Origin of the sequence: Streptomyces davaonensis JCM 4913, from assembly GCF_000349325.1 — a bacterium.
In the GTDB taxonomy this organism is placed as follows: domain Bacteria; phylum Actinomycetota; class Actinomycetes; order Streptomycetales; family Streptomycetaceae; genus Streptomyces; species Streptomyces davaonensis.
Genome location: NC_020504.1, coordinates 5042189 through 5063963 on the forward strand (window position 1 = coordinate 5042189; position 21775 = coordinate 5063963).

Below are 21775 nucleotides of genomic sequence, written 5' to 3' on the forward strand. Positions count from 1 at the left end.
GCTGCGGCATGTTGCGTTGGTAAGCCTTGATCAGCGTTGCTCAGCTTTTCCCGGGCGGTCCCCACGTTTGGGGCGGGATTAGCTTCCAGTCTACCGGTAGCGCTGACAGTGATGGGGGTTTGCCGGTACCTGAGTCCTCATGTGCCGCCCTCAACCGGCGTCTTCCGGGTCCCCATATACGGAGCAGGGCTCCAAGAGGCTCACAGCGGCACTCAGCGCTTCGAGGTGTCAACCCTTTGCTACTTGGGAGTCAGGTCGCCCGCGCGAGGGCACTCCCCACCGCGCGCAGGCATGCGAACGGAACGCCTCCCGCCCAGCTCACGTGATGTACGTCACCCGTAGGTATCGCCGGGGCCAGTGCTGCCCGGGGCCCTCAAGGGGCCGTAGCGACGCTCGGGGCCACCGGGGCCCAGCACCTTGATCGCCCTGACCGTGCCGTGCCCGAGATCCTCGTTCAGCCGGGCCACCAACTGAGGCGCGAGCAGCCGAAGATTCGTCGCCCACGCCGTCGAGTCGCACCGCACGACCAGCACCCGCTCGTCCTCGTCGTACGTCACCGGCACACAGTGCTTCGCCAGATCCGGGCCCACGATCTGCGGCCAGCGGCCCATCACCCCGCCCACCGCGGCCGGCGTCTCCCAGCCACGCTCGGTGATCAGCCGGTTGATGGCGGCGCCGAGCGCCATGGGGTCACGGCCGTCGGCGCGCGCGCCCGAGCGCAGACCGCCACCGCGGCGCGCCTGCTTCTTCTGCTGCTGCGCGTCCCCACGCGCGCGTGCCTGCTCCTTGGCCGCCCTCAGCGCCACGCGCGCGAGGTCGACACCGGACGGCTCGGGGGACTTCTTCGGCTCCTCGGCGGTCATACGCGCTCCACCGTCCCCTCGGACACGCCATAGCGCGCCCCCGCCAGCACATGCGGCACATCGTCGTCGACCGCCGCCGTCACCAGCACCTGCTCCCCGGGCGCGACCAGCTCCGCCAGCCGCTCCCGCCGACGGGTGTCCAACTCGGCGAACACGTCGTCGAGCACCAGCACCGGCTCATTGCCCTCGGCCCGCAGCAGGTCGTACGAAGCAAGCCGCAGCGCCAGCGCGTACGACCAGGACTCGCCGTGCGAGGCATACCCCTTGGCGGGCAGCTGCCCCAGCTTGAGCAGCAGATCGTCCCGATGCGGTCCCACGAGGGTCACGCCCCGCTCGATCTCCTGCTTCCGGGCGTCCGCCAGCGCGGCCGTCAACTGCCCGTACAGATCCTCACGCGTGTGCGCCTCACCGGGCGCGGACGGCTTGTACTCCAGCGCCAGCGGGCCGCCACCGGGCGCGAGTTGCTCGTACGCCTTGTCCGCCAGCGGCTGGAGCGTGGCGATCAGGTCCAGACGCTGGGCGAGCAGTTCGGCGCCCGCGCGCGCGAGATGCTGATCCCAGACGTCGAGGGTGGACAGGTCCATCGAACGGCCGCCGTGCCTCCGGGCCAGCGCCGCCGTCTTCAACAGGGTGTTGCGCTGCTTGAGGACCCGGTCGTAGTCAGAGCGCACCCCCGCCATACGCGGGGAACGCGCGGTGATCAGCTCGTCCAGGAAACGGCGGCGCTCACCGGGGTCGCCCTTGACCAGCGCCAGATCCTCCGGCGCGAACAGGACCGTCCGCACTATCCCCAGGATGTCCCGCGGTCTGACCTGCGAGGACCTGTTGATGCGGGCGCGGTTGGACTTGCCCGGGTTCAACTCCAGCTCCACCAGCTGCTGCCGCTCGCCCTGGCGGACCTGCGCCCGGATCACCGCACGGTCGGCGCCCATGCGCACCAGCGGGGCGTCGGAGGCGACGCGGTGACTGCCGAGGGTGGCGAGATAGCCGACGGCCTCGACGAGATTCGTCTTGCCCTGGCCGTTCGGGCCCACGAAAGCGGTGACGCCCGGGTCGAGCGGAACTTCGACCCGGGCGTACGAGCGGAAGTCGGCCAGCGACAGATGCGTGACGTGCATGGTCGTTTCGCCGACCTCCCCCAGTGTCCGGGTGCTTACTTCTTCTCGACCGCGTGGCCGCCGAACTGGTTCCGCAGCGCCGCGATCATCTTCATCTGCGGCGAATCGTCCTGACGGGACGCGAACCGCGCGAACAGAGACGCCGTGATCGCCGGGAGCGGTACGGCGTTGTCGATGGCGGCTTCCACAGTCCAGCGGCCCTCGCCGGAGTCCTGTGCATAACCGCGCAGCTTGTCCAGGTGCTCGTCCTCGTCGAGGGCGTTCACCGCGAGGTCCAGCAGCCAGGAACGGATGACCGTGCCCTCCTGCCAGGAACGGAAGACCTCCCGGACGTCGGTCACCGAGTCGACCTTCTCCAGCAGCTCCCAGCCCTCGGCATAGGCCTGCATCATCGCGTACTCGATGCCGTTGTGGACCATCTTCGCGAAGTGCCCCGCGCCGACCTTGCCCGCGTGCACCGCGCCCAGGTCACCCTCCGGCTTGAGCGCGTCGAAGATCGGCTGCACCTTGGCGACGTTCTCCACGTCGCCGCCGTACATCAGCGCGTAGCCGTTCTCCAGGCCCCAGACGCCGCCGGAGACACCGCAGTCCACGAAGCCGATGCCCTTGGCGGCCAGCTCCTCGGCGTGCTTCTTGTCGTCCGTCCAGCGCGAGTTGCCGCCGTCCACGACGACGTCCCCGGGCTCCAGAAGCTCGGCGAGCTCGTCGACGGTCGACTGGGTGGCCGCACCGGCCGGGACCATCACCCAGACCACGCGCGGGCCCTTGAGCTTGCCCACAAGCTCTTCCAGGCTGTGGACATCCGCGAGGTCCGGGTTGCGGTCGTATCCGACGACGGTGTGGCCCGCGCGGCGGATCCGCTCGCGCATGTTGCCGCCCATCTTGCCGAGGCCGACGAGACCGAGCTCCATCAGTTGTTCCTTAGGTTGCTGTGGCGTGAGTGGCACCGTGGTACCTACGTCCGAGCCTAAACCCGGACGGTCACGCACACCTGTGGGCATACGCGCTCAAACGTATGCCCCGACCTGCGGTGTTGCCGTCAGCCACTCAGGCGGACCGGCATGATCAGGTACTTGTACGCCTCGTCCGCCTCGGCATCCAGCGCGGGCTTGCCGCTCAGCAGCGCGGGCTTCGTGGACGTGGTGAACGACAGCTGCGCCACCGGGGAGTCGATCGCGCTCAGGCCGTCCAGCAGGAAGGTCGGGTTGAAGGCGATCGAGATGTCGTCGCCCTCCAGCTGCGCGTCCACACGCTCCACAGCCTGTGCGTCGTCGCTGGAACCGGCCTCCAGGATCAGCACACCCTGCTCGAAGCTGAGCCGCACCGGGGTGTTCCGCTCGGCGACCAGGGCCACACGCTTCACGGCCTCCACGAAGGGCGCCGTCTCGATCACCGCGACCGAGTTGAACTCGGTCGGGAAGAGCGTCCGGTACTTCGGCAGGTCACCCTCGAGCAGCCGGGTCGTCGTACGCCGCCCCGCGCCCTCGAAACCGATCAGGCCCTCACCGGCACCGGACCCCGACAGCGCAAGCGTCACGCTGTCGCCGCTGGTCAGCGCCTTGGCGGTGTCCAGCAGCGTCTTCGCGGGCACCAGGGCCACCGCGGAGGCGTCCGGGTTCTCCGGCTTCCACAGGAACTCACGGACCGCGAACCGGTACCGGTCGGTGGAGGCCAGGGTGACCCGGTCGCCCTCGATCTCGATGCGCACACCGGTGAGCACCGGCAGGGTGTCGTCCCGACCCGCGGCGATCGCGACCTGGGAGGCGGCGGAGGCGAAGACCTCACCGGGAACCGTGCCGGTCGCCGACGGCATCTGCGGCAGCGCCGGGTACTCCTCCACAGGCAGTGTGTGGAGTGTGAATCGCGAGGAGCCGCAGACCACGCTCGCCCGTACACCGTCTGTGGAAATCTCCACCGGCCGGTTGGGCAGAGCGCGGCAGATGTCGGCGAGCAGCCGGCCGGAGACGAGGACCGTGCCCTCCTCCTCGACCTCGGCGTCCACCGAGACCCGCGCGGAGACCTCGTAGTCGAAGCCGGACAGGCTCAGCTGGCCGTCCTCCGCCTTCAGCAGCAGGCCGGCGAGGACAGGCGCCGGCGGGCGGGCCGGGAGGCTGCGCGCCGCCCAGGCCACGGCCTCCGCGAGTACGTCGCGTTCCACCCGGATCTTCACTGTTGCCGCCTCCTGCTGTTGCCGGCGCTTCTCGCCCTGCCTGGCTTCGTCGTCTGTCTCGGTGTCGTCGGTCCCTGTGAGGGGAAGGTCACCGGGGAACAGTCTGACGCACGGCACTGACAGTAGGTGCCTCTCGGGGTCAAGTCGTGACGAGGGGTAGCCGGGAGCCGGACGGCGAGTTGTGCACAGGGCCCCCTTCGAAACGAAATCCCAGCTCTCTCTAGTTGGGAGTAGTAGTAGGGGCTGTGGAAACGGTGGATAACCTCGTTTGCCCAGCTCAGAGCGGGAATTTTGTCCACTGGTCCTGTGGGCGGAGCCAGTGGACAACCGGCCGTTTCTGTGGAGAACAGAAAGTTCTGCACACCCCATGCACAGGCTGAGGCGAGTTGTCCCCAGCGGCGTCCCCAGCTTTACCCACCTTTCCCACAGGCCAACCCGGCACCTTTGTGTGACGCCTTTCACTCGACGCGGTGAGAAGGCGCGTCACGTTGCCGAACAGTGGAGAGTGATGTGGAGAAGCTGGGGATCGCTGGGGACAACTCGCCTCAGCCTGTGGGTTGTCGGTGGACAACTTTCTGCACAGCCTGTGGATCAGCTCGTTGTCCACAGCCTGTGGAGATCCTTTGTCCACGAATCCACAGGCGGCTGAGCTGGGCTGATGGTCTTTCAACAGCACGGCCTGTGGACATTATCTGGACAACTCGGCAGTCCCCAGGATGTGGACGGAAGAAAGTGGCCCAATCTGTGGAGAGCGGCCGTAACCCGGCGAGTAATCGAACACCGGGTGGCGTTCACGGAGGCGGGACATGACGAAGGGCGCCCCCCGGATCGACTCCGGAGGGCGCCCTGGACGCCGTACAGAAGCGGCTGTCAGCCGTTCTTGATGCGGTTGGTGAGCTCGGTGACCTGGTTGTAGATGGAGCGCCGCTCGGCCATCAGATTGCGGATCTTGCGGTCGGCGTGCATGACCGTGGTGTGGTCGCGGCCGCCGAAGAGGGCGCCGATCTTCGGCAGGGAGAGGTCCGTCAGCTCGCGGCAGAGGTACATGGCGATCTGGCGGGCGGTCACCAGTGCGCGGCCGCGCGACGTGCCGCACAGGTCCTCGACGGTGAGGCCGAAGTAGTCGGCGGTGGCGCTCATGATGGCCGTGGAGGTGATCTCCGGGGCGGAGTCGTCGCCGCCCGGGATCAGGTCCTTGAGGACGATCTCGGTCAGGCCGAGGTCCACCGGCTGCCGGTTGAGCGAGGCGAATGCCGTCACCCGGATCAGCGCGCCCTCCAGTTCGCGGATGTTGCGCGAGATCCGGGAGGCGATGAACTCCAGCACCTCCGGCGGGGCGTTGAGCTGCTCCTGCACCGCCTTCTTGCGCAGGATCGCGATCCGCGTCTCCAGCTCGGGCGGCTGGACGTCGGTGATCAGTCCCCACTCGAAGCGGTTGCGCAGCCGGTCCTCCAGCGTGACCAGCTGCTTGGGCGGCCGGTCGCTGGAGAGCACGATCTGCTTGTTGGCGTTGTGGAGCGTGTTGAAGGTGTGGAAGAACTCCTCCTGCGTCGACTCCTTGTCCGCGAGGAACTGGATGTCGTCGACGAGCAGGATGTCCATCTCGCGGTACCGCTTGCGGAAGCTGTCGCCCTTGCCGTCGCGGATGGAGTTGATGAACTCGTTGGTGAACTCCTCCGAGCTCACGTAGCGCACGCGCGTGCCGGGGTAGAGGCTCCGCGCGTAGTGGCCGATCGCGTGCAGGAGGTGGGTCTTGCCGAGCCCGGACTCCCCATAGATGAAGAGGGGGTTGTACGCCTTGGCGGGTGCCTCGGCGACGGCGACCGCGGCCGCGTGGGCGAAACGGTTCGACGCGCCGATCACGAAGGTGTCGAAGAGGTACTTCGGGTTCAGGCGTGCGGTCGGTTCGCCGGGTCCGGTGGCGGGTGCGGGCTGCGCGGCCAGCGGGCCGGGGGCGCCGCTGGCGGAGGGCAGTGCGGGGGCGGCCGGTCCGCTGCGGTGGGCGGGGCCCGTTGAAGGCTCGGGGAGGTCCCGGCGGGCGTCGCGCTGGTCGTAGTTGGGGCGGCCGCCGTCGTAGTCCCCGCGTGGCTTGTCGTAGTCCCCGCGCGGGGAGTCGTAGTCCGGGCGCTGGCCGTCGTAGTCGGCGCGCTGTCCCTCATAAGAGGGGCGGTCCATGGACTGCGGGCGGTAGTCCTGCGGTGGTTGGCCGTAGGAGTCCTGGGACGGGCTCGCGTAGGGGTCGCGTTCGGGGAAGCCGAGGCGCTGCTGCTGCCAGCTGTACTCGTCCTGCTGCGGGCGCGGCCAGGCGCCGGGCTCGGGGCGCTGGTACTCGGAGGGGTAGGCGGGGCGGGCCGTGGGGAGCTGGTCGCCCTGGTCGGGCCGGGAGGGGTAGGCGTCGCCGTCGGCGCCGCGGTGGCGGCCGTAGCCCTCGTACGGTCCGGAGGGGAGTTCGGGTTCCTCGTAGCGCGGCTGGGGGCGGGCGGGGGGTGCCGGCGGGGCCGGGGGCTCGCCGGCGGAGTCGTCGACGGTGATCGCGATCCGGATCGGGCGGCCGCATTCGCGGCTGAGGGTCTCGCTGACGATCGGGGCGAGCCGGCCCTCCAGTACGCCCTTCGCAAACTCGTTCGGTACGGCGAGCAGGGCGGTGTCCGCGACGAGAGCCAGCGGCTGGCAGCGGCGGATCCAGTGCTCGTCCTTCGCCTCGACACCCTGTCCGCGGCCCTCGCCGAGGAGCTGCTCGAGTACTCGTGGCCACACTGCGGCAAGATCGGCAGGTACGTCAGCCACAGGGCACGCTCTCTCACGGGTCCCACGAACGTGTGATGGTGGGACGGGTCGGGATTCAAATCGGGTGGGACGGGCGAATCGGAGTTCAGCCACGGTAGTCAGGGCGACGGGTGCGGTTCAAGTTGTTGTCCCCAGGCTGTGGATAGTGTCTCCCGGCGGCCCCTGGTTTGACCGGATGGCGTAGCCCCGCGTACCGTAACCAGGTCGAGTTGTCGATGGCTGCTGCCGCCTGCCTCCGATGGGCACAAGATCACGTCCCCGCCACTGCGGGGGTGAACCGGTGATCGGGAAGCGGTGCACTCGGGCGTAACTGCGAGCTACTCGTGGGCGCACGGTGACAGCCAGGACGGCACCCGCCACCACCGATTTGATTTCTGGAGCCCCCGAGTGAGCAAGCGCACCTTCCAGCCGAACAACCGTCGTCGCGCGAAGACCCACGGCTTCCGCCTGCGGATGCGCACCCGTGCCGGCCGCGCGATTCTCGCGAACCGTCGTGCCAAGGGTCGCGCGAGCCTGTCCGCCTGATCCCGGTCAGGTCATGCCGTCGTGCTGCCCACCGAGAACCGGCTGAGGCGGCGCGAGGACTTCGCGACCGCGGTACGACGAGGACGCCGGGCCGGACGCCCGACTCTCGTCGTCCACCTTCGTAGCGGTGCCACGGACCCGCACGCGCCTGGGGAGAGCGCTCCCCCGACGCGTGCGGGTTTCGTCGTCAGCAAGGCTGTCGGTGGTGCGGTCGTGCGCAACAAGGTGAAGCGCAGGCTTCGCCATCTGGTGCGCGATCGAGTCGACGTCTTTCCCCCCGGTAGCCTGGTAGTCGTACGAGCGCTGCCCGGTGCGGGTGACGCCGACCATGCACAGCTGGCCCGAGACCTGGATGCCGCTTTGCAGCGGCTGCTGGGAGGGGGCGCGCGATGAAGTACCCGCTGCTGGCTCTGATCAAGATCTACCAGTGGACCATCAGCCCGTTGCTCGGGCCGGTGTGCAAGTACTACCCATCGTGTTCCCACTACGGCTACACAGCCATTGACCGGCACGGTGCGATCAAGGGCACGGCGCTCACGGCCTGGCGCATCCTGCGCTGCAATCCGTGGTCGCTGGGCGGTGTGGATCATGTCCCGCCGCGCAAGCGCCCGCGATGGCACGAGCTGCTGCGGAACGCATGGCGCGCACGCAAGGGCGGGCCCTCCGCCGCCGAAACGGCCACCGAAGGCACCGAGCCTTCGAGCCCGGCCGCAGAGACCCCGTCCCATGCCCAAGGAGCATGATTAGTGGACACGATTGCCAGCCTCTTCAGCTTCATCACGACACCCGTCTCCTGGGTCATCGTCCAGTTCCACACGGTGTACGGCGCCATCTTCGGCGATGACACCGGGTGGGCCTGGGGCCTGTCCATCGTGTCCTTGGTGATCCTGATCCGTATCTGCCTGATCCCGCTCTTCGTGAAGCAGATCAAGGCGACCCGGGCCATGCAGACGCTCCAGCCCGAGATGAAGAAGATCCAGGAGCGCTACAAGAACGACAAGCAGCGTCAGTCCGAAGAGATGATGAAGCTGTACAAGGAGACGGGCACCAACCCGCTCTCCTCGTGCCTTCCCATCCTGGCGCAGTCGCCGTTCTTCTTCGCCCTGTACCACGTGCTCAACAGCATCGCGAACAACGAGAAGGTCGGCGTCATCAACGACCGGCTGCTGGAGAGCGCGCAGCAGGCGCACATCTTCGGCGCGCCGCTCGCGTCGAAGTTCACGGACAGCGCGGCCAAGGTCGAGGCGCTCGGCTCCACGATCACCGACGTCCGCGTCGTGACCGCGATCATGATCATCCTGATGTCGGCGTCGCAGTTCTACACGCAGCGCCAGCTGATGACGAAGAACGTCGACACCACGGTGAAGACGCCGTTCATGCAGCAGCAGAAGATGCTGATGTACATCTTCCCGGTCATGTTCGCCGTCTTCGGCATCAACTTCCCGGTCGGTGTCCTCGTCTACTGGCTGACCACCAACGTGTGGACCATGGGTCAGCAGATGTACGTCATCCGCAACAACCCGACGCCGGGTTCCAAGGCTCAGGCCGCCTACCTGGAGCGCCTGACCAAGCACGTCACGCACCAGGGCAAGGTCCGTCGGCGCGGTGAGCGCAACATCGTCAAGGCGATCGTCGCCAAGGGCCGTGACCGCAACGAGTACGAGCGCAAGTTCATCAACGGCCTGAGCAAGGCGGGTCTCGCCGCGCAGACGGACGGCACCGTGGTGAAGAGCGAGACGCCCGTCGCCGTCGCGACCGAGGACGGTACGTCCACGGCGGTTCCCAAGCGCCAGCAGCCCAAGCGGCAGAGCAAGTCCCAGCGTCAGTCCGGCGTCACGAAGGCGGCCGGCGAGTCCGACGCCAAGACGTCGCTGAGCAAGGACGACGCCCCGCAGGACGCCAAGCCCGCCGCCGCGAAGAAGTCCGGCTCCGGTACCCGCAGCAAGGCCCAGTCCGGACAGCGCAAGGGTCCGCAGCGGCCCAAGTCCCCGTCCAAGAAGTAAGAAGGAGTCCATCCCGTGACGGAAGGCACCACCTCCGCCGCTGCCGAGGGTGCAGACACCCTGACCCGCCTGGAGCAGGAGGGCGAGATCGCGGCGGACTACCTCGAGGGCCTGCTCGACATCGCCGATCTCGACGGCGACATCGACATGGACGTCGAGGCCGACCGCGCCGCTGTCTCGATCATCAGCGACTCGGGCGGCCGCGACCTTCAGAAGCTGGTCGGCCGTGACGGTGAGGTGCTGGAGGCGCTCCAGGAGCTCACGCGCCTGGCTGTGCACCGGGAGACCGGCGACCGCAGCCGGCTGATGCTGGACATCGCCGGCTACCGCGCCAAGAAGCGTGCCGAGCTCTCCGAGCTGGGCGCCAAGGCCGCGGCGGACGTGAAGAACACCGGTGAGCCGGTGAAGCTGAAGCCGATGACCCCGTTCGAGCGCAAGGTCGTGCACGACGCGGTCAAGGCCGCGGGTCTGCGCAGCGAGTCCGAGGGCGAGGAGCCGCAGCGCTTCGTCGTTGTGCTGCCCGCCTGATCGGTCCGTACGTTCCTCCGGCCCCGTCTGCCCGGCAGGCGGGGCCGAACTTTGTCAGCCTGATAGTTCTGGTGGTTCTGGTGTCGGCGCCCGGGTGTGCCGACACGGTACGGAAGGACGGTCCCCCGTGACGGAGGCAGCGGAGCTTCCCCCCGCGCCCGAACAGGCGCGTGAGGTGTTCGGTGATCGCTTCTCGGACGCGGTCCGATACGCGGAGCTGCTCGCGGAGGCGGGTGTGCAGCGTGGTCTGATCGGGCCGCGCGAGGTGCCCCGGCTGTGGGAGCGGCATCTGCTGAACTGCGCCGTGCTCTCGGAGGTCGTGCCCGAGGGGGTGACGGTGTGCGATGTCGGCTCCGGTGCGGGGCTGCCCGGCATTCCGCTGGCCCTGGTCCGGGAGGACCTGAAGATCACGCTGCTGGAGCCGCTGCTGCGGCGTACGACCTTCCTGACCGAGGTCGTCGAGCTGTTGGGCCTGGACCATGTGACGGTCGTCCGTGGTCGCGCCGAGGAGGTCATGGGCAAGCTCCAGCCGGTCCATGTCGTCACGGCACGCGCCGTGGCCCCGCTGGACCGGCTCGCCACCTGGGGCATCCCGCTGCTGCGTCCCTACGGTGAGATGCTCGCGCTGAAGGGCGACACCGCCGAGGAGGAGCTGAAGAGCGCGGCCACCGCGCTGAGCAAGCTCGGTGCGGTGGGGACGTCCATCCTGCATGTCGGTGAGGGCGTCGTGGACCCGCTGTCGACGGTCGTGCGGGTCGAGGTCGGGGAGAGCCCCGGTGGTGTGCGTTTCGCGGCGAAGCGTGCGAAGGCGGCCCGGACGGGGCGGGCCCGCCGGCGACGCTGACCGCGGGCGGCGGCTGATCTGTCCTGCGGACGAGACGTACTCCACACAAGCTGTCAAACCTATGCATCTCGGAGTGTCGCGCGGTGATGCCAGGTGCCACTCGGCATCGTGTTTCACGTGAAACGTCGCTCACTGCTGCACGGCATCATCAGTCGGGGCCGCGCCGCGGCCGAACCGCGCGACCGGAAGCCTCTCGGGTCACTCGGAGGGGTACCGGAGTTGTCCACAGAGGTGGATTTCTCCACAGAACAACAGGGCTCACTGGTTCACGACCCCGATGGCATGGGAGGCTCTGTTCATTGCGAGCCTGAAGTCGAGGAGAGTGAATCCTTGCGGTCCGACGCCAACATCGCGGGACCGATGACCGATCCGGTCCCCGGTCCCCGTACCGAGTCGATGGGGGAGGATGTTTCACGTGAAACACCGCCCCCGATGGACGACACTCCCATCGGTCGTGCCGCCCAACTGGCGGTAGAGGCTCTCGGCCGCGCCGGTGAGGGTCTCCCACGACCCGACCAGACCCGGGTCATGGTGGTCGCCAACCAGAAGGGCGGCGTGGGCAAGACGACGACGACCGTCAACCTTGCCGCGTCGCTGGCGCTGCACGGCGCCCGTGTCCTGGTGATCGACCTCGACCCCCAGGGCAATGCGTCCACCGCCCTGGGGATCGACCACCACGCCGAAGTCCCGTCGATCTACGACGTGCTGGTCGAGAGCAAGCCGCTCGCGGAAGTGGTCCAGCCCGTCCCCGATGTCGAGGGTCTCTTCTGTGCCCCCGCCACGATCGATCTCGCCGGTGCGGAGATCGAGCTGGTGTCCCTGGTGGCCCGAGAGAGCCGGCTTCAGCGGGCCATTCAGGCCTACGAGCAGCCCCTGGACTACATCCTCATCGACTGCCCGCCCTCGCTCGGCCTGCTGACGGTCAACGCGCTGGTGGCCGGTCAGGAGGTCCTGATCCCGATCCAGTGCGAGTACTACGCGCTGGAGGGCCTGGGCCAGCTGCTGCGCAATGTCGACCTGGTGCGGGGCCACCTCAACCCGACCCTGCATGTATCGACGATCCTGCTCACCATGTACGACGGCCGGACGCGTCTGGCGTCCCAGGTCGCGGACGAGGTGCGCAGCCACTTCGGCGAGGAGGTGCTGCGGACGAGCATTCCCCGCTCGGTCCGTATCTCCGAGGCGCCGAGCTATGGACAGACGGTGCTGACGTACGATCCCGGATCCAGCGGTGCGCTGTCCTATCTTGAGGCGGCACGAGAAATCGCGCTGAGGGGTGTCGGCGTCCGCTACGACGCGACGCACGCCCATATCGGCGCCCAGAGCGACCCGAACATGGTGGAGGGGATCCAGTGAGCGAGCGACGGAGGATTGGTCTGGGCCGTGGCCTGGGCGCGCTGATCCCTGGTCCGGCGGACAGCACGGCGGCTCCGGCCGCGGCGGGGGGTGCCCCGGCCGCGACGCCGACGGCTGTCCCCGTGCTCACCACCGAGCGTGGTGTGGCCGCGGCGAAGGTGACAGCGCTGCCGCCGGTTTCACATGAAACCGAGGAACCGTCACTGAACGGCGCGGCAGAGGTGCCCCCGCCCCCCATGGGCGCTCACTTCGCCGAGATCCCCCTTGACTCCATCAGCCCCAACCCGCGTCAGCCGCGTGAGGTCTTCGACGAGGACGCGCTTCAGGAGCTCATCACCTCCATCCAGGAGGTCGGTCTCCTCCAGCCGGTCGTCGTACGGCAGTTGGGTCCCGGGCGCTACGAGCTCATCATGGGCGAGCGGCGCTGGCGGGCCTGCCGTGAGGCCGGCCTGGAGGCCATCCCGGCGATCGTGCGGGCCACGGACGACGAGAAGCTCCTCCTGGACGCGCTGCTGGAGAACCTGCACCGCGCTCAGCTGAACCCGCTGGAAGAGGCCGCCGCCTACGACCAGTTGCTGAAGGACTTCAACTGCACGCACGACCAGCTGGCGGACCGCATCGGCAGGTCCCGCCCGCAGGTCTCCAACACTCTGCGTCTGCTGAAGCTTTCGCCGAAGGTGCAGAACCGGGTGGCTGCCGGCGTTCTGTCCGCCGGGCACGCGCGAGCGCTGCTCTCCGTGGAGGACCCCGAGGAGCAGGAGCGGCTGGCCTACCGAGTGGTGGCCGAGGGCCTCTCCGTCCGGTCCGTCGAGGAGATCGTCACCTTGATGGGTTCCCGGGCGCAGAAGGCGCCGAGGGCCAAGGGCCCGCGGGCCGGTGCCCGGGTCTCCCCGGCGCTGACCGACCTGGCGACCCGGCTCTCGGACCGTTTCGAGACGCGGGTGAAGGTCGAGCTGGGCCAGAAGAAGGGCAAGATCACCGTCGAGTTCGCCTCGCCGGAGGATCTGGAGCGGATCCTGAACACCCTCGCCCCGGGCGAGCGGCTCGCTCTCCAGAAGAGCCTCATGGAGGACGGTGCGGAGGACTCCGAGGACTGACCTCGCGGGCCTTGTGCCGTTGTCGGCCGACGCAGGGCGGGCCGTGTTTCCGGATGAGTACCGGAACGCGGCCCGCCCTTTGCTTTCCGGCGGTATCTAGGCCATCGCATCGTGGATACGATGCGATCGGGTATGGCGAATCCACCTGGCGGCACCTCTTAGGGGAGGCGGGGGCCATGCGAACGGTGAGCCGGACCGGACTGGTGAGCGCGGGCCTGGGCCTGGGCGCGGTCGGCGGATTCGTCGGCAGCCTGCTCAGGGAAAGGAACGCCCTGACAGCCGCCCGTGACGCAGCGGGCGAGGGAAGCGAGGATCAGCCTTCATGGGGCGTCGGCTCGTACCGCTCACGCTGGACAACCTTCAAGACCTTCCCCAGCGTTGCCGGACGTGTGTCTTCTGGGAGCTGGATCCCGTCAGTGGCAAAGCCGCGGTAAGCGCGGGCACCCCGGCGCTGGAGAAGGAATCCTGGATCTCCGCCGTCCTGCTGGACTGGGGGTCCTGCGGCCGGGTCGTCTACGTCGATGACGTCCCGGTGGGCTTCGTGCTGTACGCGCCTCCGGCCTACGTCCCCCGCTCGACCGCGTTTCCCACGAGTCCCGTCTCGCCCGACGCCGTGCAGCTGATGACGGCGTTCATCATGCCGGGGTACCAGGGGCAGGGGCTGGGGCGGGTGATGGTTCAGACGGTGGCCAAGGATCTGTTGCGGCGGGGCTTCAAGGCGATCGAGGCGTTCGGGGACGCCCGCTGGAAGGAGCCCGCGTGTGTGCTCCCCGCCGATCATCTGCTGGCGGTGGGCTTCAAGACGGTACGGCCCCATCCCACGTACCCGAGGCTGAGGCTGGAGCTGCGGACGACGCTCTCCTGGAAGGAAGACGTGGAGATGGCGCTCGACCGGCTGCTGGGGGCCGTGCAGAAGGAGCCGGTGCTGCGGCCCCTGTGATGCGCTCTCATGCGAATGGGCCAACCCCAAGGGGCTGGCCCATTCGTGTTTCACGTGAAACATCGCCCACTCGGCGATGAAGTCCGCTACTCGGCGATGAAGTCCTCAAGGTCGCGGACGATCGCGGCCTTCGGCTTCGCGCCGACGATCGTCTTGGCGACCTCGCCGTTGTGGTAGACGTTCAGCGTCGGGATGGACATGACGCCGTACTTGGCGGCCGTACCCGGGTTCTCGTCGATGTTGAGCTTGACGATCTCGATCTTGTCGCCGTACTCGGCGGCAATGGCCTCAAGAGACGGCGCGATCTGGCGGCACGGACCGCACCAGGCGGCCCAGAAGTCCACCAGGACGGGCTTGTCGTTCTTGAGGACGTCCTCGTCGAAGGAGTCGTCGGTCACGTTCTTCAGGGTGCCGGCCACTGCGGGCTCCTTAACTGGTTGGTGCGTGGGGCGGGTGGGGTGTCAGACGGTCGTCTTCTCGGCCGCGGCGTTCTCCTCGTCCGCGAGGGCGGCGAGGAAACGCTCGGCGTCGAGGGCGGCGGAGCAGCCGGTGCCGGCCGCGGTGATCGCCTGGCGGTAGGTGTGGTCCACCACGTCGCCGGCGCCGAAGACACCGGTGAGGTTGGTGCGGGTGGACGGCGCGTCGACCTTGAGGTAGCCCTCCTCGTCCAGCTCCAGCTGGCCCTTGAAGAGCTCGGTGCGCGGGTCGTGGCCGATCGCGATGAACAGGCCGGTCACCGGAAGGTCGGAGAGCTCGCCGGTCTTGACGTTGCGCAGCTTCAGACCCGAGAGCTTCTGGTCGCCCTGGACCTCGGCGACCTCGCTGTCCCAGACGAACTTGATCTTCGGGTCGGCGAAGGCGCGGTCCTGCATGGCCTTGGAGGCGCGCAGACTGTCGCGGCGGTGGACGATCGTCACGGACTTGGCGAAGCGCGAGAGGAAGGTGGCCTCCTCCATCGCGGTGTCGCCGCCGCCGATCACGGCGATGTCCTGGTCCTTGAAGAAGAACCCGTCACAGGTGGCGCACCACGAGACGCCGCGGCCGGACAGCGCGTCCTCGTTCGGCAGGCCGAGCTTGCGGTGCTGGGAGCCGGTGGTGACGATGACGGCCTTGGCGCGGTGGACGGTGCCCGCGGTGTCGGTGACGGTCTTGATCTCGCCGGAGAGGTCCACGGAGACGATGTCATCCGGGATGAGCTCGGCGCCGAAGCGCTCGGCCTGGCCGCGCATGTTGTCCATGAGCTCGGGGCCCATGATGCCGTCCTGGAAGCCGGGGAAGTTCTCGACCTCGGTGGTGTTCATCAGCGCGCCACCGGCAGTGACGGCGCCCTCGAACACCAGCGGCTTCAGCGACGCGCGCGCGGTGTAGAGCGCCGCCGTGTAGCCGGCGGGCCCGGAGCCGATGATGATCACGTTACGGACGTCGCTCACGGCTTGATTCCTCGTCTCTGGACTGCGTCATAGGTCCGGCGGGAGCCCCTTTCAGAACTCTCACCCCACCCAACGGATCCTAAGGGGCGTGCATTCCCGCTGTGTCCGGGCACACGAAGGGGCGACACAGTAACGCCTACCGCGCAGGACGGAGACGAGGCGTCCGCGGAGTGAGCGGGTGTTCAGGAGGCGCGGGTGTAGGTGTGCTTCAGCAGCACCTCGGCCTTGCCCACGGACGGATCGCTCACGCAGGTCCGGTCCATGATGTAGGCGGTGACCCGGCTGCTGTCGGTCGCGTCGGGCAGCACCACGAGCAGGGCCTCGGTGCCCTGATACGTGCCCTCCTCGGTGACGAGGGCGCCGTCCTCGCGTCCGATGCCTTCCTGGACGCAGCCGGGGACCGTGGGCTGCTTGAAGACATGAGGCTCTTTGGTCTCGTTGGTCTCAGGGACGGAATTCATGCCCACGCTGCTGCGCGGAGTGCGCCCGTCGCCCGTGGACTTCTCGGCGAGGAGATCGGAGACCTGCCGCTCCAGGGTGCTGGCGGCGAAGGTGTCCGAGGCGTGGGCCCGGCCGCCGTCGCCCTCGGAGTCGCCCGAGCCGTCGTTGAGAGAGGACAGCAGCACGGAGCCGAGTCCCAGGGCCGCCACCGTGAAGACGGTGCCGAGGACGGCCACGCGTCGGCGCCCACCGCGCCGGTGCTGCTTGCGGCCGGGGCCGGTGGTGGAGGTGCGGGCATGGCCCACGGGACGGTCGGCGGTGACCGATGTTTCACGTGAAACATGCGCGTCGTCGTCGAAGCGCTCGGCGGTGCTGACGCTCCTGATGTCCTCTGGCTCCGCACCTTCCGAAGCTGCGGCGCCACCTTCCGGAGCCGTGGCGCTCAGCAGCGCCTCCGCGGCGAGGGCGGCGTCGATCCGTCCCGCGACATCGGCGGGCATCCTCGGCGGGCCCGGCAGTGTCCCGAGCAGTCCGCGGATCTCCTCCAGCGACGCGTAGACGTCCGCACAGAGCTCGCACGCGTCCAGGTGCTGTCGTACGTCCGCGCTGCGGGACGCGGGCAGCAGGCCCTCGGTGAGGTCGGAGAGCTCGGTGACGTCCGGGTGCCCGGCCGTGTCCGGCGTCGATGTCACGCTCGCCCACCTCCGCCCTTCACAGCAGCTGAATCACTGGGCCCGGCGTCCCCGGGACCGGCTCCGCGCGGACCCGCGCCCTGCGGACCCGCTGCCGGTGGGACGGATGTCCCGTCCGTGCGGTTCCGTCGCTCGCCCGCCGCCTTGCCGCCACCGGCGTTTTCCGGCCGCAGATGAGTGAGGAGCGGCAGCAGTCTGGCTCTGCCCCGCGCGCACCGGCTCTTCACCGTCCCCGTGGGCACATCGAGGATCCGGGCGGCCTCGGCGACGGGATACCCCTGCATGTCGACGAGGACGAGCGCGGCCCGCTGATCGGGCGGAAGCGTGCCGAGGGCCTCCAGCAACTGTCGATGCAGATCGTTCCGCTCCGCCGGCGCCGAAGCCGACTCGTGCGGCTCCAGGAGCTGCTCCAGCCGCTCGGTGTCGTCGACGGGGGACGTCTTCCGGGAGGCCGCTTTGCGGGCCCGGTCGAGACAGGCGTTCACTGTGATTCGGTGCAGCCAGGTCGTGACGGCCGACTGGCCGCGGAAGGTGTGGGCGGCCCGGTAAGCGGAGACCAGCGCGTCCTGAACGGCGTCAGCGGCCTCCTCGCGGTCGCCCAGCGTCCGCAGGGCGACGGCCCAGAGGCGGTCACGGTGACGGCGCACGATCTCCCCGAAGGCGTCCTTGTCACCCGAGACATGGCGCGCCAGAAGATCGGCGTCCGACAGATCGGCTCGGCTCGATCCGCTATCCACACATATCCCCCGACTCCCTAGGGGAGGCAACCGTGACGCTGTCAACCCGACTCGTAAGCCTGAGCGACAGAATGCCACACCGTGCCGGAACGGGTTGGCCGGCTCGGAACGTCAGCTGGTCACCTTGATGTCCATGACCCTGCCGCGCCACTTGCCGTCGTCCGCCTGTATCGGCAGCTCGGTCAGCCACACCAGCAGATACCGGGAGTTGAGGTCCTTGTCCGGCGTGAGCGTCACCGTCGTGCCCGAGCCGTCGGCGACCTTGGTGTAGCCCTCGAACGACGTGGGCATCGCACCCTCGTCCCCGGAAGCCGTGAGGAGCTCGACGGACGTACTGCCCATGAAGCTGACCGTCACCTTGCCGACCTGCTGGGCCTTGCCGAGGTCGAGGATGAGGCCGACGCCCGACTTCAGGTTTCCGAGGTTGGCGCCCTCGTAGTAGCTGGTCTGCCAGTACGACTTCGGGTCGGCGTCGAAGGCCTTGGGCACGTCGTCCGGGTACTCCGAACCGTCGCTGCCGTACGGGTCGAAGTCGTGCGCTTCCTGGATCGCGATCGGCTTGCCCGGCGCCGGCTTCTTCGGGCCCTTGTCGTCCCCGTCCGTGGTCTGCGTCTGGTTGGAGTCGTCGGACTTGCCGCCCTGGTCCATCAGAGCGTCCGCGAGCTGCCAGCTGCCCAGCCCCAGGGCGGCGATGAGGAGGGCCGAGACGGCCCACTTCAGGGCCCGGCCGGTACGGCTCTGGAGCGGGGGCGGCGGGGCGGCGATCGACTGGGTGGCGCCGGGATGCGGGGCCTGACGGCCGTACGTGCCCTGCTGGTACGTCGTGCGCTGGTACTCCGGGGGCGCGGTGAAGGCCGGCTCCGGCGGGCGGATGCGGGGCATCTCGCTGACCGCCTTCACCAGTTCCTCCGGCGTGGTGCACGCCGACTCATGGCGGGAGGCGGTTGCGCCGTCGTTGACGAGCGCGCGCATCGACAGCTCGGACAGGCCGCGGTGCACACCGGCCCGCACCTGGTCGGGCGCGATCGGACCGATGTCCTTGGGCAGCCCGGACAGACCGTAGGCGTCGTTCTCGTACGGCCAGCGCTGGGTGAGCGCCGCGTACAGCAGGGCGCCGATCGCCTCCGTGTCGGTGCGCTGCGGGGTGTCCGAACTGATGCCGCGCAGTGCGGCGTTGACGGCCAGTCCGCGGATCCGCCACTGCCCGGTCGAGGTGCGCAGCACCGCGTTGGGGTTCAGCCGCAGATGCGCGAGGCCCTCCCGGTGCGCGGCGGCCATGGCGGCGGCGATCTGGGAGACCATCTGGTAGCCGTCGTAGGGCTCCAGCGGGCCGGAGGACAGCAGGGTGGTCAGCTCGGTGGCGTCGGGCAGCCATTCGTGGACGACATAGACGACGTCGTTCTCCTCGACGGCGTCCAGGACCTGCACGAAGCGGGGGTCACCGAGCAGTGCGGAGGAACGGGCCGCGGCCAGGACGGAGCGAGCCCGTGAGTGGTCCGCGGGCAGAAGGTGGACGCCCACGGCGCGCCGCAGTTTCTCGTCCACCGCACGCCAACTGCTGAAGCCGTCCAGACGGGTGACGCACTCTTCCAGCCGGTACCGTCTGGCGAGCTTGTGGCCGCTGTGCAATTCGGGTGGTGAGGCCTTCCCGGAACCCTCGGTCCCGCCACTCCCCTGTGCCTCGTCGGTGTCCGTGTCCCGCTCCCGATTCGTGGCCACCCCGTCGGCCGTGGACTGGTCCGCAGTTGCGGTCAGCGGCTCGTCGCCGCTGTTGTCTGCCACGTCGACGGCAGCCGTGCTCCGTTCCGCCACCGTCGCTCCTGCCTCCCCATCCGTTGCGCTCGTTGAGACGCCGAAACCAATTGTGCCCACAGTCCGCCGCTATGCACGACACACGATGGCGGACGATGGTTGTGCGCTTACCCGGGGCTCAGCGTCCCAGTCGCCCACGGACCATGCCGACCAGCGAGTTCAGCTCCTCGATCCGCATCTTGCGGGCGGCCACGAAGAAGATCCCGAGCAGTACGGCACCACCGACGACAAGGGCCGCCAACGATCCGACGACGCCCTGGCCGATCGCGTTCCCGATGCCGTAGCAGGCCGCGCCGCTCAGCAGCGCCGCCGGGACCGAGGCGATGCAGAGCCTTGCGTACGTCCGCATCACGCGCGCGCCGTCCAGGTCGCCGCCCAGCCGCTTGCGCAGTCGGCTCCAGGCGACGCCCACGCCGATCGCGTAGGCCAGGCCGTAGGAGGCGGCCATGCCGACCACGGCCCAGCGGGACGGGAGCAGGAAGAAGCAGGCGGCGGAGGCGGCCGCGTTGACCGCGGCCACGATGACCGTGTTGTAGAAGGGCGTTCGGGTGTCCTCGTACGCGTAGAAGGCGCGCAGGACGACGTACTGCACGGAGTACGGGATCAGGCCGAGGCCGAAGGCCATCAGCATGAAGCCCATGTTGGTGGCCTCGCTGATGCCCGAGGAGCCGAAGATCAGCGTGCACATCGGGATGCCGAGGGCCAGGAACCCGAAGGCGATCGGCACGATCGCGACGGCCGTCGTGCGCAGGCCCTGCGAGATGTCGTCGCGCACGGCCCCGCCGTCGTCCTCGGCGGCCGAGCGGGACAGCCGCGGCAGCAGGGCGGCCATCAGCGAGACGGTGATGATGGCCTGGGGCAGGCCCCAGATCAGCTGGGCGTTGGCGTAGGCCGCGAAGCCCGTGCCGTCGACGGGCGAGTCCTTGCCCGCCGCGGTGGACAGCTGGGAGACGACGATCGCGCCCGCCTGGTTGGCGAGGACGAACAGCACGGTCCACTTGGCGAGCGTGACCGCCTTGCCGAGGCCGTGGCCCTTCCAGTCGAAGCGCAGCCGCAGCCGGAACCCGGTCTCGCGCAGGTACGGGATCATCGCCAGGGCCTGTACGACGAGGCCGAGCAGGACGCCGATCCCGAGGAGCCGCTGGCCCTCCGGCGGGATGTTCGTGACCTGCATGCCGGAGTCCGCGGCGGTGCCGTAGACCCACATGAACATGCCGAGCGTCACGATGATGACGATGTTGTTCAGGACCGGGGTCCACATCATCGCGCCGAACTTGCCGCGCGCGTTGAGGATCTGACCCATCACCACATGGATGCCCATGAAGAAGATCGAGGGCAGGAAGTACTGGACGAAGGTGACGCCCACCTCGTTGGCCGCCGGGTCGCCGGCGACCGAGCTGGAGAGCATCCGGATCAGCAGCGGCGCGGCAAGGACCGAGAGCACGGTGAGCGCACCAAGGGCCACCATGACGAGGGTCAGCAGACGGTTGGCGTACGCCTCGCCGCCGTCGTCGTCCTCCTTCATCGCGCGCACGAGCTGCGGCACGAAGACTGAGTTCAGACCGCCGCCGACGGTCAGGATGTAGATCATTGTCGGCAGCTGGTAGGCGACCTGGAAGGTGTCACCGAGCAGACCCACACCGAGGGCCGACACGATCAGCGCGGACCGGATGAACCCGGTGAGCCGGGACACCATCGTGCCCGCCGCCATCACCGCGCTCGACTTGAGCAGGCCCGCCGCCTTCCCGCCCTTCTTCGCGGGCGAGGCAGAGGGCGCCGGCGAGGCGGGGGGAGGCACGGGGGCGGTGCCGAGGTTCATGGTCGCGTCGGCTGCGGGCGGGGCGGTCGGCTGGGGCTGCTGGTACTGCGCCGGCTCCGCTGCCGGGCCCGGGACCGACGGGGACTCGTACGGCGGCCGGCCGGGGCCCTGCTGCTGGTCCCTGAACAGGTGCGCGAAGGCGTCCGGCTCGTGGTGCTCCTCGGCGGAGTGGCTGACCAGGTCGTCGACGCCCACGTACTGCGTGCTGCGCGGGTCGTCGCCGTAGGGCAGGTACTGGGTCGCGCCGTCCGGCTCGGGCGCCGGGGTCTGGGCCCACACATGCGGGTCGGGGGCGTACGGCGACTGCTGGGGCTGGGCGTACAGCGGCTGCTGCGGCGCGTAGGTGCCCGGAGGCGGCGGGGGGTGCGCGGCACGGTCGTAGAGCGCCTCGGCGACCGGGTCCTGGGCCGAGAGGTCCTGTGCCCGGTAGGGGTCCTGGTCGTAGGCGTCCTGGAGGTACATGTCCGCGGGGGGCTGCGGCGGTACCTGGCCGTGCTCGGGCGGCGGGCCGTCGGGGTAGCCCGAGCTGCCCGCGGCCTGGCCGCGGTCACCGTCGTACGGCGCGTTCATGGTTACCCACCCTCATCGTCCCGGGCCGACCGGCCACGACATC

General features: G+C 69.0%; 20 protein-coding genes. 9 read left to right on the plus strand and 11 right to left on the minus strand.

Annotation, left to right across the window (positions count from 1 at the left end):
• Positions 1–332: 332 nt before the first annotated feature.
• From BN159_RS22210 to dnaA, 5 genes are all read right to left on the minus strand, one after another.
• Complete coding sequence (locus tag BN159_RS22210) at positions 333–863, minus strand: DUF721 domain-containing protein (RefSeq protein WP_015659247.1); 531 nt, start codon at positions 861–863, stop codon at positions 333–335.
• Positions 860–1981: a DNA replication/repair protein RecF gene (gene recF / locus BN159_RS22215; protein ID WP_015659248.1), complete on the minus strand. Its 1122-nt coding sequence runs from the start codon at positions 1979–1981 to the stop codon at positions 860–862. Before recF ends, BN159_RS22210 begins: the two co-directional genes overlap by 4 nt.
• A 35-nt stretch (positions 1982–2016) precedes the next feature.
• Complete coding sequence (gnd, locus tag BN159_RS22220) at positions 2017–2892, minus strand: phosphogluconate dehydrogenase (NAD(+)-dependent, decarboxylating) (protein WP_015659249.1); 876 nt, start codon at positions 2890–2892, stop codon at positions 2017–2019.
• Positions 2893–3020: 128 nt separating this feature from the next.
• Positions 3021–4151: a DNA polymerase III subunit beta gene (dnaN, locus tag BN159_RS22225; protein WP_041819648.1), complete on the minus strand. Its 1131-nt coding sequence runs from the start codon at positions 4149–4151 to the stop codon at positions 3021–3023.
• Positions 4152–5021: 870 nt separating this feature from the next.
• Positions 5022–6938: a chromosomal replication initiator protein DnaA gene (dnaA, locus tag BN159_RS22230; protein WP_015659251.1), complete on the minus strand. Its 1917-nt coding sequence runs from the start codon at positions 6936–6938 to the stop codon at positions 5022–5024.
• Between the two features lie 387 nt (positions 6939–7325).
• Between dnaA and rpmH the strand changes: the two genes are divergently transcribed.
• The 9 genes from rpmH (at position 7326) to BN159_RS22275 (ending at position 14231) form a co-directional block, all read left to right on the plus strand.
• On the plus strand, positions 7326–7463 hold the full coding sequence (gene rpmH, locus BN159_RS22235; RefSeq protein ID WP_015659252.1) for a 50S ribosomal protein L34: 138 nt from the start codon (positions 7326–7328) through the stop codon (positions 7461–7463).
• Positions 7464–7484: 21 nt separating this feature from the next.
• Complete coding sequence (gene rnpA / locus BN159_RS44140) at positions 7485–7856, plus strand: ribonuclease P protein component (RefSeq protein WP_078598854.1); 372 nt, start codon at positions 7485–7487, stop codon at positions 7854–7856.
• Complete coding sequence (gene yidD / locus BN159_RS22245) at positions 7853–8206, plus strand: membrane protein insertion efficiency factor YidD (protein ID WP_015659253.1); 354 nt, start codon at positions 7853–7855, stop codon at positions 8204–8206. The genes rnpA and yidD overlap by 4 nt, the downstream gene beginning before the upstream one ends.
• Before the next feature lie 3 nt (positions 8207–8209).
• Entirely contained in the window at positions 8210–9466 is a 1257-nt protein-coding gene (yidC, locus tag BN159_RS22250) for a membrane protein insertase YidC (protein ID WP_015659254.1), read from the plus strand.
• A gap of 15 nt (positions 9467–9481) precedes the next feature.
• Positions 9482–9994: a Jag family protein gene (locus tag BN159_RS22255; protein ID WP_015659255.1), complete on the plus strand. Its 513-nt coding sequence runs from the start codon at positions 9482–9484 to the stop codon at positions 9992–9994.
• A 127-nt stretch (positions 9995–10121) separates the two neighbouring features.
• Positions 10122–10838 (plus strand): 16S rRNA (guanine(527)-N(7))-methyltransferase RsmG, encoded by a 717-nt coding sequence (rsmG, locus tag BN159_RS22260; RefSeq protein WP_015659256.1) that lies wholly within the window; start codon positions 10122–10124, stop codon positions 10836–10838.
• 282 nt (positions 10839–11120) lie between these two features.
• Positions 11121–12194, plus strand: a complete 1074-nt coding sequence (locus BN159_RS22265; protein WP_078598855.1) for a ParA family protein — start codon at positions 11121–11123, stop codon at positions 12192–12194.
• Positions 12191–13291: a ParB/RepB/Spo0J family partition protein gene (locus BN159_RS22270; RefSeq protein ID WP_015659258.1), complete on the plus strand. Its 1101-nt coding sequence runs from the start codon at positions 12191–12193 to the stop codon at positions 13289–13291. The genes BN159_RS22265 and BN159_RS22270 overlap by 4 nt, the downstream gene beginning before the upstream one ends.
• A 322-nt stretch (positions 13292–13613) precedes the next feature.
• The gene (locus BN159_RS22275) at positions 13614–14231 is read left to right on the plus strand and encodes a GNAT family N-acetyltransferase (protein ID WP_015659259.1); all 618 of its coding nucleotides are present in this window, start codon (positions 13614–13616) and stop codon (positions 14229–14231) included.
• Positions 14232–14317: 86 nt separating this feature from the next.
• On the opposite strand, the gene trxA is transcribed toward BN159_RS22275, so the two are convergent.
• The 6 genes from trxA to murJ all read right to left on the minus strand — a co-directional run bounded on the left by trxA (position 14318) and on the right by murJ (position 21732).
• On the minus strand, positions 14318–14650 hold the full coding sequence (gene trxA / locus BN159_RS22280) for a thioredoxin (RefSeq protein ID WP_015659260.1): 333 nt from the start codon (positions 14648–14650) through the stop codon (positions 14318–14320).
• A gap of 42 nt (positions 14651–14692) precedes the next feature.
• On the minus strand, positions 14693–15661 hold the full coding sequence (trxB, locus tag BN159_RS22285; RefSeq protein ID WP_015659261.1) for a thioredoxin-disulfide reductase: 969 nt from the start codon (positions 15659–15661) through the stop codon (positions 14693–14695).
• Between the two features lie 182 nt (positions 15662–15843).
• Positions 15844–16794: an anti-sigma factor family protein gene (locus tag BN159_RS22290; RefSeq protein WP_015659262.1), complete on the minus strand. Its 951-nt coding sequence runs from the start codon at positions 16792–16794 to the stop codon at positions 15844–15846.
• Complete coding sequence (gene sigM, locus BN159_RS22295) at positions 16791–17531, minus strand: RNA polymerase sigma factor SigM (protein ID WP_015659263.1); 741 nt, start codon at positions 17529–17531, stop codon at positions 16791–16793. The genes BN159_RS22290 and sigM overlap by 4 nt, the downstream gene beginning before the upstream one ends.
• Positions 17532–17642: 111 nt before the next feature.
• Positions 17643–19343 (minus strand): protein kinase family protein, encoded by a 1701-nt coding sequence (locus BN159_RS22300; RefSeq protein WP_015659264.1) that lies wholly within the window; start codon positions 19341–19343, stop codon positions 17643–17645.
• Positions 19344–19461: 118 nt separating this feature from the next.
• Positions 19462–21732, minus strand: a complete 2271-nt coding sequence (murJ, locus tag BN159_RS22305) for a murein biosynthesis integral membrane protein MurJ (protein WP_015659265.1) — start codon at positions 21730–21732, stop codon at positions 19462–19464.
• Positions 21733–21775 lie beyond the last annotated feature (43 nt).